This is a genomic window from Halobacillus litoralis (assembly GCF_009856415.1).
GTDB classification, from domain to species: domain Bacteria; phylum Bacillota; class Bacilli; order Bacillales; family Halobacillaceae; genus Halobacillus; species Halobacillus litoralis_C.
In genome coordinates this window covers 142,262-157,622 of sequence record NZ_WMEZ01000002.1, presented here as the reverse complement: position 1 = coordinate 157,622, position 15,361 = coordinate 142,262, and the positions used below count along the sequence as shown (strand labels likewise).

18 protein-coding genes and 1 tRNA gene are annotated in these 15,361 nt (G+C 44.9%); 18 read left to right on the top strand and 1 reads right to left on the bottom strand.

Translation table 11 applies throughout. The features are described 5' to 3' along the window. The first annotated feature begins 70 nt into the window (after nucleotides 1–70). From GLV98_RS06510 to GLV98_RS06440, 15 genes are all read left to right on the top strand, one after another. On the top strand, nucleotides 71–1,255 hold the full coding sequence (locus GLV98_RS06510; protein WP_160913290.1) for an ATP phosphoribosyltransferase regulatory subunit: 1,185 nt from the start codon (nucleotides 71–73) through the stop codon (nucleotides 1,253–1,255). After that, a complete protein-coding gene (hisG, locus tag GLV98_RS06505) occupies nucleotides 1,248–1,883 on the top strand; it encodes an ATP phosphoribosyltransferase (protein ID WP_089651350.1) in 636 nt (211 codons plus the stop codon). Before GLV98_RS06510 ends, hisG begins: the two co-directional genes overlap by 8 nt. Then, nucleotides 1,883–3,157, top strand: a complete 1,275-nt coding sequence (gene hisD / locus GLV98_RS06500) for a histidinol dehydrogenase (protein WP_160913288.1) — start codon at nucleotides 1,883–1,885, stop codon at nucleotides 3,155–3,157. Before hisG ends, hisD begins: the two co-directional genes overlap by 1 nt. Then, entirely contained in the window at nucleotides 3,154–3,747 is a 594-nt protein-coding gene (hisB, locus tag GLV98_RS06495; RefSeq protein ID WP_160913286.1) for an imidazoleglycerol-phosphate dehydratase HisB, read from the top strand. Before hisD ends, hisB begins: the two co-directional genes overlap by 4 nt. Further along, nucleotides 3,747–4,376 carry an imidazole glycerol phosphate synthase subunit HisH gene (gene hisH / locus GLV98_RS06490; RefSeq protein WP_160913283.1) on the top strand — a complete coding sequence of 210 codons (630 nt, stop codon included), beginning with the start codon at nucleotides 3,747–3,749 and terminating at the stop codon, nucleotides 4,374–4,376. Before hisB ends, hisH begins: the two co-directional genes overlap by 1 nt. Nucleotides 4,377–4,388: 12 nt before the next feature. Next, complete coding sequence (hisA, locus tag GLV98_RS06485) at nucleotides 4,389–5,120, top strand: 1-(5-phosphoribosyl)-5-[(5-phosphoribosylamino)methylideneamino]imidazole-4-carboxamide isomerase (RefSeq protein WP_160913281.1); 732 nt, start codon at nucleotides 4,389–4,391, stop codon at nucleotides 5,118–5,120. Next, a complete protein-coding gene (gene hisF / locus GLV98_RS06480) occupies nucleotides 5,121–5,879 on the top strand; it encodes an imidazole glycerol phosphate synthase subunit HisF (protein WP_160913279.1) in 759 nt (252 codons plus the stop codon). Then, the gene (hisIE, locus tag GLV98_RS06475) at nucleotides 5,876–6,499 is read left to right on the top strand and encodes a bifunctional phosphoribosyl-AMP cyclohydrolase/phosphoribosyl-ATP diphosphatase HisIE (protein ID WP_160913277.1); all 624 of its coding nucleotides are present in this window, start codon (nucleotides 5,876–5,878) and stop codon (nucleotides 6,497–6,499) included. Before hisF ends, hisIE begins: the two co-directional genes overlap by 4 nt. An 89-nt stretch (nucleotides 6,500–6,588) precedes the next feature. Continuing rightward, nucleotides 6,589–7,605 carry a tetratricopeptide repeat protein gene (locus tag GLV98_RS06470; protein WP_160913275.1) on the top strand — a complete coding sequence of 339 codons (1,017 nt, stop codon included), beginning with the start codon at nucleotides 6,589–6,591 and terminating at the stop codon, nucleotides 7,603–7,605. A gap of 117 nt (nucleotides 7,606–7,722) precedes the next feature. Beyond that, nucleotides 7,723–8,673, top strand: a complete 951-nt coding sequence (trxB, locus tag GLV98_RS06465) for a thioredoxin-disulfide reductase (protein WP_160913273.1) — start codon at nucleotides 7,723–7,725, stop codon at nucleotides 8,671–8,673. A 414-nt stretch (nucleotides 8,674–9,087) separates the two neighbouring features. Continuing rightward, on the top strand, nucleotides 9,088–9,555 hold the full coding sequence (locus tag GLV98_RS06460) for an 8-oxo-dGTP diphosphatase (protein WP_160913270.1): 468 nt from the start codon (nucleotides 9,088–9,090) through the stop codon (nucleotides 9,553–9,555). 16 nt (nucleotides 9,556–9,571) lie between these two features. Next, on the top strand, nucleotides 9,572–10,456 hold the full coding sequence (rapZ, locus tag GLV98_RS06455) for an RNase adapter RapZ (RefSeq protein WP_160913268.1): 885 nt from the start codon (nucleotides 9,572–9,574) through the stop codon (nucleotides 10,454–10,456). A 3-nt stretch (nucleotides 10,457–10,459) separates the two neighbouring features. Continuing rightward, nucleotides 10,460–11,413, top strand: a complete 954-nt coding sequence (locus GLV98_RS06450) for a gluconeogenesis factor YvcK family protein (protein WP_160913266.1) — start codon at nucleotides 10,460–10,462, stop codon at nucleotides 11,411–11,413. 33 nt (nucleotides 11,414–11,446) lie between these two features. Beyond that, nucleotides 11,447–12,403, top strand: coding sequence for a DNA-binding protein WhiA (gene whiA / locus GLV98_RS06445; RefSeq protein ID WP_160913264.1), 957 nt, complete (start codon nucleotides 11,447–11,449; stop codon nucleotides 12,401–12,403). Between the two features lie 130 nt (nucleotides 12,404–12,533). Further along, a complete protein-coding gene (locus tag GLV98_RS06440; protein WP_160913262.1) occupies nucleotides 12,534–12,788 on the top strand; it encodes an HPr family phosphocarrier protein in 255 nt (84 codons plus the stop codon). A 100-nt stretch (nucleotides 12,789–12,888) separates the two neighbouring features. On the opposite strand, the gene clpP is transcribed toward GLV98_RS06440, so the two are convergent. Then, on the bottom strand, nucleotides 12,889–13,476 hold the full coding sequence (gene clpP / locus GLV98_RS06435) for an ATP-dependent Clp endopeptidase proteolytic subunit ClpP (RefSeq protein ID WP_089651364.1): 588 nt from the start codon (nucleotides 13,474–13,476) through the stop codon (nucleotides 12,889–12,891). An 877-nt stretch (nucleotides 13,477–14,353) separates the two neighbouring features. Between clpP and GLV98_RS06430 the strand changes: the two genes are divergently transcribed. From GLV98_RS06430 to GLV98_RS06420, 3 genes are all read left to right on the top strand, one after another. Next, a tRNA-Arg gene (locus GLV98_RS06430) sits at nucleotides 14,354–14,429 on the top strand. 258 nt (nucleotides 14,430–14,687) lie between these two features. After that, entirely contained in the window at nucleotides 14,688–14,912 is a 225-nt protein-coding gene (locus GLV98_RS06425; RefSeq protein WP_160913260.1) for a hypothetical protein, read from the top strand. 94 nt (nucleotides 14,913–15,006) lie between these two features. After that, the gene (locus tag GLV98_RS06420; RefSeq protein WP_160913258.1) at nucleotides 15,007–15,228 is read left to right on the top strand and encodes a glutaredoxin family protein; all 222 of its coding nucleotides are present in this window, start codon (nucleotides 15,007–15,009) and stop codon (nucleotides 15,226–15,228) included. Nucleotides 15,229–15,361 lie beyond the last annotated feature (133 nt).

Below are 15,361 nucleotides of genomic sequence, written 5' to 3'. Positions count from 1 at the left end.
CATTGACGCTCTATCTTTATCATGTTAGCATATTAGCAAGCTAAAGGATTTGAAGAAAGGATGAATGCCATTGGTTAAACGCCTGATGTTTGAAAAACCACTGGGAATGCGGGACACGCTTCCCTTTTTTTATAACCAAAAATCAAAAGCACGCCAACAATTATCGAATGCGATTCTTTCGTTCGGATATTCGTTCATGGATACGCCGATCATGGAATATCACGAAACGGTAGGAAAAGTGAGTGCGACGCTTGACCAGCAGTTGTTCAAGCTATTGGACCAGCAAGGACACACGCTCGTATTGAGACCGGACATGACAGCACCAATTGCAAGGGTGGCTGCTTCTCAGCTGAAGGATGCTGAGTTTCCTCTTCGTCTTGCGTATGAAGGGCCGGTATTCCGTGCCCAGCAGACCGAAGGAGGGAAGCCGGCTCAATTTGAACAGGTCGGAACGGAATTGATTGGCGACCATTCCTCTTATGGGGATGCAGAAGTCATCGCCCTCCTTGTGGAATCTTTGAAACAAACGGGACTAGATGATTTTGTTATTACGGTCGGTCACATTGGCTATGTGAAAGCCTTTTTCACAGATTTGCTCGGAGATGATGAAGATACGATTGAATATCTTTTAAATTACTTATATCGCAAAAATTACGTTGGATACAGGGAAGCGGTGAAGGAGCTTTCTGTTCCAAACGATAAAAAAGATGCTCTCCTTCAGCTGCTCGCACTGAAAGGCGGCGAAGAAATCTTTGAAAGCAGTCGTTCACTTGCGCGCAATCAAGCTTGCATGCAGGCCGTGAATGAATTGAAGCAATTGTATCGTCTGCTAGAACAGTATGAGGTCGAAAAATACATTCACTTTGATTTGAACTTGATCAGCCATATGGACTATTACACCGGCATTTTGTTCGAAGGCTATGCGCCAAACCTTGGGGCACTTCTTTGTAACGGAGGCCGCTATGATACCTTGCTGCCTTCCTTCCAGCTCAGTGCATCAGCCACTGGCTTTGCCATCCACCTGGAACGTCTCGTAGAAGCATTGAACGAACAAGAGTCGGATGATGGGCGAATCGGTGTCATTGTCGACGATGATAGTTACGGAAAAGGGCTGAAGGAAGCGAAACACTATCGTGAGGCTGGGCAGGCGGTCCTTTTACAACACGTGGACCAAATCCCGGACTTACAGGCATTTAAAGCGGAATTATCAGAAACGATCGATTTGACGAAAGGCGGAGGTGAGCGTGATGAGTAAGCCGTTGACCATTGCCATGCCGAAGGGCCGTATTTACGAAGAAGCGGCTGAACTGATGAAACGAGCGGGTTATGAGCTTGAAGCGGACATGGATGAGTCAAGAAAGCTGATTTTAGAATTTCCTGAACAGAACATCCGTGTCATGATGGCTAAACCGATGGATGTCGTCACATATGTGGAATATGGAGCGGCAGATATCGGGATCGCCGGTAAAGACGTCCTGTTAGAACAGGACCGGGATGTTTACGAAGTACTTGATTTGAAAATCAGCCCTTGCTATGTAGCTGTTGCGGGATTACCTGACCAGCCGTTGAGCCGGATCGCGCCGAAGATCGCCACGAAATACCCGAAAGTCGCTTCTGACTATTTCCGCGAGCAGGGTGAACAGATTGAAATCATTCCTTTGAATGGATCGATTGAGCTTGCGCCTCTGATTGGATTGGCGGATCGGATTGTCGATATCGTATCGACAGGTCGTACGTTGAAAGAAAACGGCCTGGTCGAGTATGAGAAGATTACCGATATTACGTCGCGTTTGATTGTGAATCCGGTCAGTTACCGGTTGAAGAGCACCGAGATTGAAGAAATGGTAAGCAAACTAAGTGAAGTGATGGAAGGGGAGCGCTGATGAAGATCATGAATAAGTCCGACTTAAAGTCATTGAAGCGTTCCGTCGATCAAGGAACGGAAGAACAGCGGAAAGCCGTCCAGGACATCATTTCACAGGTGAAGAGCCGAGGCGATGAGGCGGTCAAAGAATATACGAAGCGTTTTGACAAAGCCACTATGGAAACATTCAAAGTGTCAAAAGAAGAGTTCGAACAAGCGTATGCCTCTCTCGATGGGGAGTTCGTTCAAATCCTTCAGGAGGCTGCGGACAACATTCGTGCTTTCCACGAAAAACAAAAGACCGCTTCCTGGTTTGACAGTTCAGAAGATGGCACCCTCTTAGGGCAGAAAATCACACCGATTGATGCCGCAGGTGTTTACGTGCCTGGGGGAACGGCCGCTTATCCTTCCTCTGTCTTCATGAATGTGATTCCAGCGCAAGTGGCTGGCGTGGAGCGGGTTGTCATGGTGACTCCTCCTGGGCAGGATGGGAAAGTACCAGACGGTGTCCTGCTTGCTGCGCAGATCCTTGGGGTTGAAGATGTATTCAAAGTTGGCGGCGCACAGGCCATTGCCGCTCTTGCTTATGGAACAGAAACGATTCCTTCCGTCGATAAAATTACCGGGCCAGGAAATGTTTTTGTTGCGCTTGCGAAGCGGGAAGTTTTCGGAGATGTCGATATTGATATGATTGCTGGACCAAGTGAGATCGCTATTCTTGCTGATGAAACCGCTCGTGCGGAAGAAATCGCCGCCGACCTTCTTTCTCAAGCCGAACACGATGCGCGTTCGTCAAGCGCCCTTGTGACAACGAGTGAGACACTTGCGAAGGCTGTGGAAAAAGAAGTGCAATTACAGCTGGATTCCCTGCCACGTGCAGATATCGCAAGAAAGAGCGTGGAAGACTACGGAATGATCGTCCTTTGTGAATCATGGAAAGAAGCGGTAGAAACCATCAATGAAATGGCACCTGAACACCTGGAAATCGTGACTGAAGATCCTTTTCAGGAGCTCGGAAAGATCAAGCATGCTGGAGCGATTTTCTTAGGGCCGTACAGCAGTGAACCAGTCGGGGACTATTTTGCTGGACCGAACCATGTCCTGCCAACGAATGGGACAGCGCGTTTCTCAAGTCCTCTCAATGTCGATGATTTTGTGAAAAAATCGAGCATCATTTCATACAGCAGACAGGCCCTCGAAACGAACGTCGACAAAATTGCCCGGTTCGCCCGGTTGGAAGGGTTGGAAGCCCACGCACGCGCAGTAGAGACACGTAAGGAGCGATGGAAATGACAGAAACGAGAGCATCAAGAATCGAACGCAAAACGAGAGAAACGGATATACAGCTTGAACTTGGCATTGATGGAGGAGGAAAAGCAGACTTGGATGTCCAGGTTCCTTTTCTTTCTCACATGCTGGAATTGTTCACAAAACACGGCCTTTTTGATTTATCCGTTGTCGGACGAGGTGATGTGGAAGTGGATGATCACCACTTAACCGAAGATATCGGAATTTGTCTAGGACAAGCGTTACGAGAAGCCGTCGGAGATAAGTACGGCATGAAGCGATATGGTTCCATGACGCTGCCGATGGATGAGACACTTGTCACGGTAGCGGTTGATTTGAGTGACCGTCCGCACCTCGAGTGGCGTGCAGAGCTTCCGAAAGATCGCGTCGGAACCTTTGACACGGAAAATGTCCACGAATTTTTCTGGAAGCTTGCCGTAGAAGCTCGGATGAACTTACATATCGTCTTACATCATGGGCATAACACCCATCATATTATTGAGGCGATGTTCAAAGCCTTCGCACGTGCTTTGGATGAAGCGACGCAAATCGATCCGCGTGTCAAAGGAGTCCCGAGTACGAAAGGAAGTTTATAATGATAGGCATCATCGATTATGGTATGGGAAATTTATTCAGTGTTTCAAAAGCGCTTGAACGACTCGGCGTGGACTATAAAATCGGTGACCGTCCGGAGTCGTTGGGAGGCTGTGATGGATACATCCTTCCTGGGGTAGGCGCGTTTCCGGATGCGATGAAAGCACTTCAAGAACATGGATTCATAGATTTTATAAAAGATAAAGTGGCAGAAGGGACACCGGTTTACGGTATATGTCTAGGGATGCAGCTGTTATTCGAGAGCAGTGAAGAAGGCGGACTTACAGAAGGATTAGGGTTGTTCCCCGGCACCATTTCCCGTTTTCCAGGCATTGATGAACAAGGACGTTCTTACAAAGTTCCACATATGGGCTGGAACCAACTTGAAATTCATCAACCAGATAAACCTTTGATGACAGACGTAAAGGAAGACCACGTCTACTTTGTCCACTCTTTTGTTGTGAAGACGGATGATCCTTCTATTTTATATGCCACGTCTGATTATCATATGGAAGTCCCTGCAATCATTGGGAAAGAAAACCTTGTAGCCAGCCAGTTCCACCCGGAAAAAAGCGGGACAGCCGGCATGCAGTTATTAGAGAACTTTTGTAAAGTAATGTGCAAACAGTGAGGAGTTTTAATGATGAGCTTTACGATCTATCCTGCGATTGATATGCGTGACGGAAAATGTGTGCGTCTTGAACAAGGCGATTTTGATAAAGAAACCGTCTATGGGGAAAACCCTTTTGAGGTGGCAAAGGAATTTGCTGAGGCAGGGGCTTCATGGATTCATATGGTCGACCTTGATGGAGCAAAACAAGGTTCCAAACAAAATGCGGAACATGTGTTACGAGTGGCGCAGGAATTGGACTGCCGTGTACAAATCGGTGGTGGAATACGTTCAGAAGAAGATGTCCGTTTTTACTTGGATAAGGGCGTCGATCGGGTCATCATCGGTTCTCTTGCTGTCCGCGATGTGGAAACAACCAAACAGCTGCTTTCAAAGTATGGAGAACGGATAGCCATTGGACTGGATGCGCGTGACGGTTTTGTTTCGACAGCCGGATGGCTGGAACAATCGGAAGTGAAGGCTGTGGATTTAGGGAAGGACCTCGCTTCCGCGGGAGCGAAGACATTCATTTATACAGATATCGCAAAAGACGGCATGCTTTCTGGCCCGAATACGAAGGAAATCGTTCGGTTGGCTGAAGAAACAGGTGTTGACGTCATTGCATCCGGAGGCATTAAAGGCTTGGATGACCTTATTGAGCTGAAAGAATATAAGGGTCGAAATGTCATTGGATCAATTGTTGGAAAAGCCTTGTACACGAACCAATTCACCTTAAAAGAAGCGCTCGATGTGGAGGTGGACTGAATGCTCTCCAAACGAATCATTCCCTGCCTGGATGTGAAAGAAGGCCGTGTCGTTAAAGGCATACAGTTCGTTGATATCCGCGATGCCGGCGACCCTGTCGAACTTGCAAAAGTGTACGACGAACAAGGGGCGGATGAGCTTGTCTTTCTCGATATTTCTGCCAGCCATGAAGGAAAGAAAACGATGATTGATGTTGTCCGATCTGTTGCTTCTGAACTTGCTATTCCTTTTACAGTCGGTGGTGGGATTCGGACGCTTGAGGATATCAAGGAAACGCTCCGCAATGGAGCAGATAAAGTATCCTTGAATTCATCCGCTGTGAAAAGGCCGGCTTTAATTACGGAAGGTGCGGATTACTTCGGAAGTCAGTGCATCGTTGTGGCGATTGATGCGAAGTACGACGAAGAGGCAGTGAACTGGCGTGTTTATACGCATGGGGGGCGGACGCCGACCGACTGGCTCGTCACCGACTGGGCGAAAGAAGCGGTCAAGCTTGGAGCGGGAGAAATTCTGCTTACGTCCATGAATAAAGATGGGGAAAAATCCGGTTTTGACCTACCTCTATTAAAAGCCGTACAGGAAGTCGTGAATGTTCCTGTCATTGCATCCGGCGGGGCAGGGTCCAGTGAACATTTTTATGACGTATTTACTGAAGTTGACGCAGATGCTGCACTTGCCGCATCGATTTTTCACTATAAAGAGACGTCCGTGCAAAACGTGAAGGCTTATTTGAAGGAAAAAGGAGTGCCAGTCCGATGAATATCGATGAAATTCAATTCGATCAACAAGGTCTCGTTCCAGCAATCGTACAAGATGCAAAGTCAAAAGCTGTGCTGACCTTAGCTTATATGAACGAAGAATCTTTGAAAAAAACGTTGGAGATCGGTGAAACGGTATTCTACAGCCGTTCCCGCCAGGAATTGTGGCACAAAGGGGAGACTTCCGGGAACACACAGGAAGTAAGAAGTATCCATTATGATTGTGACCAGGATGCGTTGCTTGTTCAAGTAGTACCCTCGGGGCCAGCATGCCACAAAGGGGATTATAGTTGTTTCTCTGAAGAACTGACTGATTCGGAAAGGAAGCCCAAAGAAAATCGCTATCAAATCCTGGATGAGCTTCAAACAGTTCTGGCTGATCGAAAAGCAACCCTTCCTGAAGGCTCTTACACAGCCACTCTGTTCCAGGAAGGTGTCGACCGGATTGCGAAGAAAATCGGTGAGGAAGCAGGGGAAGTCATCATTGCTGCCAAAAATGATGATCCGGAAGAAATCGCATTGGAATCTGCGGATCTTTTATTCCACCTCTTATTAATCCTGACTGATCGTCAAGTCCCACTGGATGATGTTCTCGATGTTTTGGAAAAACGCCATTCCTAAACGGATTACACTTTTCTCCTATTTCTCTGTGAGCTTTTATGTTATACTGCATAATTAGTGAGATTTGAAACGGAAACAGGGGGACAGTCATGACGACAACACTAAAAGGAACTACAGCACAACAGGATACGAACATTATCCCATTTGTACCTACAGGTTCATTTTATTTTTCTCATGGGATTCAAGCTTTTCAAAAGCGTCGTTTCAGTGCTGCTGTCAAGTGGCTGAAAAAGGCGGTTGAAGCTTCTCCCGAGGAACCATTGTATCCATGCCAACTTTCTGTTGTTTATACAGAAGTTGGCTCTTATCATGCCGCCAATCAGGTACTCACCGAGGTATTGGCTGAACACGGCAAAGAATACGTCGATTGTTACTACCTGATGGCGAATAATTACGCACATCTTGGTCTTCTTAATGATGCAAAAAAATATGTCGACACTTATTTAGAGCAACCTGGTGACGGTGAATTTGAAGAGGCGGCTAAACAATTGAGCGAGATGTTGGATTCATTAGAGGAAGAAGATGAAGACGATGATTGGGCGTTCGAGGATGAAGATGAGCTGATCATCTATCAGGAAACCGCCTTTTATCATTTAGAGCACGAAGAGTGGGATCAGGCGTTAAGTGTTCTTGATGAAATGATGGAGCATTTCCCGGACTTCAAAATCGCCAAACACCGATACGCCTATGCTTTGTTCATGAACGGAGAGCGTGACGAAGCGATTCAGTTTGAAAAAGAGATCCTGGAAAAAGAACCAACGAACCTTCACTGTGATGTGAATTTGGCTACCTTTTATTTAAAGCAGGGTTTGACGGAAGAAGCGGCTTTTCACATTGAACGGCTCCGCAATGTATTTCCTATGCATGAACAACAAAAACTAGCCGTAGCTGAAACTCTAGCAAGAGCAGGCTATTATCAAGAAGCGGTCGAACGGTTCAGATCGCTTCGAAATAAGCAGGTCACTCGCCGGAGAGTTTACTATAAGTGGTACAGCATTTCCGTTTATCATACAGGCCATCCATCCAAGGCGTTGCAGCTATGGGAAAAGGGTTGCAAACAATTCCCGAAGATGGGGAATGAAGGCGGCCCCTGGGAGCATGTATAGGTAAACATGCATTTCCCTCACCTGTAAGCACATTAATGGACGGTTTTCGTATGATTTACTATGATATGTACAGGAATTGCAACTGAGATTATTTGGATTCATAAGGAGTGAAGATTGATGAGTGAAGATCGCATTTATGATGTCATTATTGCCGGAGCAGGTCCTGCTGGTATGACAGCTGCTGTATACACCTCCCGTGCCAACTTGGATACGCTTATGATCGAGCGTGGAATTCCGGGTGGTCAAATGGCGAATACAGAAGACGTTGAAAACTACCCAGGCTTTGAGAGTATTCTTGGACCAGATCTATCCAATAAAATGTTCGACCACGCGAAAAAATTCGGTGCCGAATATGCGTATGGCGACATCAAAGAAGTGGTGGATGGCAAGGAATACAAGACGGTCAAAGCCGGTAACAAAGAATATAAAGCACGTGCCGTCATCGTAACGACAGGTGCTCAATATAAAGAACTTGGTGTGCAAGGTGAAAAAGAACTCGGCGGCCGCGGTGTTTCTTATTGCGCGGTTTGTGACGGAGCATTCTTCCGTGATAAAGAACTAGTCGTTGTTGGCGGAGGAGATTCTGCAGTAGAAGAAGGTGTCTACCTTACTCGCTTTGCAAGCAAAGTAACAATCGTTCACCGTCGTGATGAATTACGTGCCCAAAAGATTCTTCAGGACCGTGCGTTTGATAACGACAAAATCGATTTCATCTGGGATACCGTTGTTAAATCCATCAATGAGAAAGATGGAAAAGTAGGAAGCGTTACGCTTCACAATAAAAAAACAGATGAAGAATACAATTTTGATACCAATGGTACGTTCATTTATATCGGAATGATTCCATTGTCCAAACCTTTCGAAAGCTTAGGCATCACGAATGAACAAGGATATATCGAAACAGATGAAAACATGGAAACGAAAGTACCAGGCGTTTTCGCTGCCGGAGATATCCGTGAAAAAGAATTGCGCCAAATTGTGACAGCAACTGGTGATGGAAGTATCGCCGCACAATCTGCCCAGCACTATATTGAAAATCTTTTAGAGGAATTGAAGGTCGTCAATTAAAAAAGAAACAACATTTTAACTCGGGTGTAACACCGATGAAATATTTTCCTGTTACGATGGAAATGATTAATTGACCCCCTTTTAATAGATTAATCTCTATGAGGCACAGGTGCTCGTCATCTGTGTCTTTTTTTGTGTTGATTTGTTAAATCTGGATGTGAATAGACGGGGTTAAAGAAGGATCGATGATCAGAGGTGTGGGGAGTGGAGCAGGACGAGCCGTTTACCTAGTCATCGTCCCTCAAACAATAATCTCGAAACAGGTTCTTCTAAACGGACCGGGTTTAGATTACAGATAAGTTTAAGGAAATTGTTTTCAATCCAGGCTGTGGAACATAATATTGTAGCAACCTGTGTATTCATTGTATAATGGGTGGAGATGCCCTCTAGAAAGAAATTGAGGTGACCATAACGATGCAGCGTGTAGCGAATTGTATTTTGAGAGTTGATGATTCCGTATTGATGTTAAAAAAACCACGCAGAGGCTGGTATGTAGCCCCTGGTGGAAAGATGGAAGCCGGAGAGAATATCAAAGATTCCGTCGTCCGTGAGTTTAAAGAAGAAACCGGACTTTCCATTGATCATCCTGAGCTTCGTGGTTCCTTTACATTCATTATGAGGGAAGAAGAGAAAACCGCTCAAGAATGGATGATGTTTACTTTTTACAGTACGAGCTATTCGGGAGATTTGCTTGATGAAAGTGAAGAAGGCGAATTGGAATGGGTTCCGGTTGAAGAAGTTCTTCAAAAGCCGATGGCAGAGGGAGATCGGAGAATTTTCAAGCACATCTTAAGTAGTGAAGAGCAAGTATATGGAACATTTGTATATACGACGGACTTCCGCTTGATTGATCAAGATTTGGATCCGTCACGACCTGACTAATGGGGAGCGATGAAAGATGCCAGTAAATGCCAACGATACTCAGTTAGTAATCATCACAGGGATGTCAGGGGCAGGGAAAACCGTAGCTGTTCAAAGCTTTGAAGATCTCGGTTTTTTTTGTGTCGATAACTTACCGCCGGCGCTGCTTCCGAAATTTCTTGAACTGATGAAAGATTCCAGCAACAATATCCAAAATGTGGCGCTAGTGATGGATTTACGAGGAAGGGAATTTTTCGACGCGCTCTTTGATTCTCTAGACCGTCTTGGAAAAGAGGAATGGCTGCAAGAACACATTCTTTTCCTTGATGCAGAAGATCAGGCGCTTGTTTCCCGCTATAAAGAAACACGAAGATCTCACCCCCTTGCTAAAGAAGGTTTGCCGCTTGAAGGTATTCGTAGAGAGAGAAAAATGCTGGATGAGCTGAGAGGCCGTTCGCAGACGATTATTGATACGACATCATTGAAGCCGAAAGAACTCCGTGAGCGAATTATTGAAAAGTATCGCCAGAAGGAACAACAGGTGTTTTCCATTCAAATGGTATCCTTCGGCTTTAAATACGGCGTTCCCATTGATGCAGACTTAATGTTTGATGTCCGTTTCCTGCCAAACCCGCACTATGTTGAGCATATGCGCCCGTTGACAGGGCTGAACACAGAAGTATCCTCTTATGTGTTTAAATGGACAGATACACAGAAGTTCCTTGAAAAATTGAAGGACTTGCTGCACTTCATGCTACCTCAATACAAACGTGAAGGGAAAAGCCAACTTGTCGTTGCAGTCGGCTGTACAGGCGGCCAACATCGCTCTGTTGCGCTTGCTGAGCATTTATCGGAATATTTCTCCACTGATTTCGTGACCCATGTCACGCACAGAGACATTGATAAAAGAAAGGGTTTGTAACGGATGGATCATAAGACCAAGCCGCGTGTCGTCGTTGTAGGTGGCGGGACCGGAATGCCTGTGCTTTTGCGCGGGTTGAAAAATTTACCGATCGACCTTTCAGCCATTGTCACGGTTGCTGATGATGGTGGAAGCTCCGGACGCTTGCGTAACGAGATGGCTATTCCTGCCCCGGGGGATATCAGGAATGTCGTGGCTGCTCTTTCCGATGCTGAGCCGATGCTCCTTGATCTTTTCCAACACCGTTTTGCAGCAGGCAACGGCTTGTCCGGTCATTCCATGGGAAACCTTTTGCTAGCTGCGATGGCATCCATGACGGGAGACTTCTATAAAGGGATTAAAGAAATCTCCAGAGTCTTGAATGTGCGTGGTCATATTTATCCGATTGCGAACCATTCCATGAACCTTCATGCGGAGATGGAGGATGGAACAGTGGTTACCGGTGAGTCAAGCATTCCAAAGCAGAACAAGAAAATAAAAAGGGTGTACGTGAGCCCTACGCCGGTTCAGCCTTTGCCGGAAGCCGTAGAAGCAATCAAATCCGCGGATTTGATTGTCATCTCTCCCGGAAGTCTTTACACAAGTATCTTACCGAACATCATCATTCCGGAAATCGGGCAGGCTCTGAAAGAAACGAAAGCGATGGTCACTTATATATGCAACGTGATGACGCAGGAGGGAGAAACTTCTGGTTACACGGCTGCTGACCATATCCAGGCCTTATTTGATCATATTGGAGAAGGTGTGTTACAGTCAGTGATTGTGCATAATCAACCGATCGATCAAGGGGTGAGGGCTGCGTATGCTGAAGAAAATGCGGAGCCCGTCATTTACGATATTGAAAGAATTAAATCCATGGGATTGAAAGTTATAGAAGAAGATATCATCGACCATAGCAAGCCTATGTTACGTCATGACACAGAGAAGTTAGCAAAGTTATTGCACTCCATGCTATAGGTGTTGCGTGGTAGGTAGAAGGGGGTGTACATCATGTCATTTGCATCAGAGATCAAAAAAGAATTAACGAATGTAGAAGCAGATACTTGCTGCATGGAATCGGAACTAGCTGCCCTTGTACGCATGAACGGCACATTTTCCCTTTCCAATCGTGAGTACATTCTGGATGTACAAACGGAAAACGCAGCGATTGCCAGAAGGATCTACACGTTAATCAAAAAGCTTTATCCCTACCCGGTAGAACTCCTTGTTCGGAAAAAGATGAGGTTGAAAAAGAACAATGTCTATATTGTAAGGATGACGGAGAAAGCGAAGGTCGTTCTTGAAGATCTTCAAATCTTGAAAGGTCCTCTTTCCATTAATCCAGACATTCCTCAAAAGTACTTGAGCGATACGTGTTGTAAAAGGGCTTATTTACGTGGGGCATTTCTTGCAGGAGGTTCCGTCAACAACCCAGAGACCTCTTCCTATCACCTTGAAATTTATTCATCTGATGAGGAACACAACGAGGCGTTGTGTAAGCTTATGAATAGCTTCGGGTTGCACGCGAGGACACTCAGTCGTAAAAAAGGATACATCACCTACTTGAAAGAAGCGGATAAAATCACGGAGCTTATCAGCAATATCGGAGCACACCAGGCTCTTTTCAAGTTTGAAGATGTGAGGATCGTCCGGGATATGAGAAACTCCGTCAATCGTCTCGTCAATTGTGAAACCGCAAATTTGAATAAGACGATCGGTGCAGCTTTCCGACAAGTGGAGAACATAAAATTCATTAAACGGACCGTAGGCTTAGAAGCCCTCCCAGATAAATTGCAGGAGATTGCATCCTTAAGGTTAGAGCATCAGGAAGTTTCTTTGAAAGAGCTTGGGGAGTATGTTTCTGGTGGATCAATTAGTAAATCAGGCATCAATCACCGCCTGCGTAAAATCGACGAGTTCGCTGAAAAAGTTAGAAAAGGTGAAGTCACAGAAAACACAAGAAATTAATGTTTCCTTAACAAATTCATGCTATAATGAAATACAATTATAAACGCTTTCTATAAGAGAGCGTTCTTTTTTCTCAGTGTTGAATCCGCTTACAAAGAAGTTGAAATATAGAATGAGAGGAGAATGACAGGTGATTGAAAGGACGATAACGATCGAACTTGAGACGGGGTTACAGGCAAGACCAGCAGCACAATTCGTACAAGAAGCGAACAAGTTCACCGCAGATGTTTTCATTGAAAAAGGTGAGAAGCGTGTGAATGCCAAAAGTATTATGGGGTTAATGAGCCTTGCTGTCGGGACGGATGAGGAAATCAAATTAATTGCAGACGGTTCCGATGAAGAAGAAGCGGTTCAGGTGCTTACCGACTTTGTGAAGAATGAGTAATCGGTATTTATGTGAAAAAATGAACGTTCTCCAATGAGGGAACGTTTTCATACAGGACAAAAAAATCCGCTGTGTGATCACAGCGGATTTTGTGTTTTGCTTATTGTTCGTTTTTCTCCATTACTTTGTCGATCAAGCCATAGTCAACCGCTTCATGCGCAGACATGAAGTTATCACGATCTGTGTCGCGCTCGATGACTTCCATCGGCTGTCCCGTACGCTCAGCAAGGATTTTATTCAGTTTTTCGCGCATTTTGATAATGCGTTTCGCATGAATTTCGATATCAGATGCCTGACCTTGGGTTCCTCCCAGAGGTTGGTGTATCATGACTTCACTGTTAGGTAGTGCGTAACGTTTACCTGGTTCACCAGCGTTAAGCAAGAATGCACCCATAGATGCAGCCATACCTGTGCAGATTGTAGATACGTTCGGTTTGATAAACTGCATCGTATCATAAATCGCCATACCAGCTGTGATCGATCCACCAGGAGAGTTGATGTATAGGGAAATATCTTTTTCTGGATCGTCAGCCGCAAGGAAAAGCAACTGTGCAACAACAGAGTTTGAGATGTTATCATCAATCGGACTTCCTAGCATGATAATGCGGTCTTTAAGTAAGCGGGAATAAATATCATAGGCACGTTCTCCGCGGTTTGTTTGTTCAATAACTGTAGGGACTAAATTCATTTGAAATTCCTCCTTAACATCAAATTAATAATGATGGAATACATTCATCATACCTATAAGGTCAATAAAGGTCAAACAAAAACAATCGACCTTTTATCCTTTATTTCAGCAAGGGTTCTCACGCCTTTTAAGTATGAAAAACGGTTACTCTTATTCGTTCTATGTGATGTGTTCCAATTCCTTCTACCATCATACCCTAAATTTACCTATATAAACGTCCCATCCTATAATTAAGCTATATGACAGGACTGTGGGAAACTCAATTCTCATCTACCACGCACTTCCCATCATATCCGGTTCCGGGCGCCTAGCGGCTAGTGAGACTTCCCTCGCTTTTGTACGATAAGTCAACATCGAATCGCTACGCTCTTCGTGTTTCCTTTATCTCCGCCAGCTCAGTCCAGTCCATACGCCGCTGACCAAGGTGCCTCCACACTTAGAATAGGAGTCTCACCGTTTCCCTCCGCCCCTTGGCCATGTGAGGTTCTCGAAATCCCTCTAACAGTAACCTGCCGAGTTCTGGAACGGAGACCTGCTTAACTACACCGTTATTGAGTCGTTTTTTCAAAACCTGCACGAATAAGGCGTGGAAACAAGGGCTGGGAAACGTCCGCATGTAAAGCGAATGGAGACACAAACGTGTGTGTTTTTGTACAAACTTCATTCATTATTTCAACCAGATAAGATTTATTAAGGCCTATTCGGAAGGTGCTCCCTGTATTCCCGCGGAAAGCGAGTCACCCACGGACTCCTCGAACCGCTCACACAAACGTCTCGAAACTGAGTCTTCTAAAATAGGAAGCTTTTCTTCAAGGTTGAAAAAATGGGTTGCGTTTTTGAGGGATTCTCCTTATAATATTAAATGCATGTCGCTTTTGCGCCCGTAGCTCAGTTGGATAGAGCGGTAGATTCCGGTTCTACGTCAGTCGGGGGTTCGAATCCTCTCGGGCGCGCTAACTAGATGGACCTTCCTTAAATGTAAGGGAGGTCCTTTTTTTACAGAAATATCATTATATTAATATAATAACCTCTTGTGATCCTTTACGGTTACATAAGTGTTATTTAAATAATAATTGAACAGAAATCTCACAGGAATTATACGAACGTTTATTTGGGTTTATTATCGCAATGATGTTTATTTCGCGCTTTTTCTATGTTACTATAAAATAAATAAAGTCAGACTTTTCGCTTTATTTAGAAGAGGGGTATTTATGACAAACCTAATCCGTTATAAAATGTTGTCGACCGAAGAGGTTTCTGAAGACAGGCGGATTCACGTGTTCGATATGCAGGAGCAACAAAAGTTATCCTTCAACTATAAGTCATTGAAACGGACACCCGAAAATTATGTAGGCGAAGAGTTATCGGATTTCTTGGATAAACGGAAGTTGAAAATCGATAACGGTTTTTATGATAAAAAGGGACATGCTTCTTGAAGCGTGTCTTTTTTTGTGTTTAAGTTCTGCAGAAGAATGGATGAGGCGATGGTCTTTTGGTAGGATGAACATGTAAGATCAGGGAGGCATGTCGATGTCTGAAGTAATATTGTATGTAAAAGAAAACTGTGGGTTATGTGATGAAGTCAAGGACTTGTTGTCTCTATTTGATGTCACAGTAGTATTGGTGGATATTGAGAGCGATCCCGAATGGCTGGAGAAGTATATGCTCGAGATACCGGTATTAAAAATCGGTGAGGAAGAGTTGGATTATCGTCAAATTGATTACTTCGAACTAATGAAGCGTTTACAATGAAAAAGGTCCAGGTTTTCGCTTGCACGTGGACGACCCCACTGGTAATATGAAAATTGAAATAAGATATTTTTTTGCTCCGAGCGGGACATAATATGACTAGCTGGGACGTAATACATCCCGGTTGGCACCATTT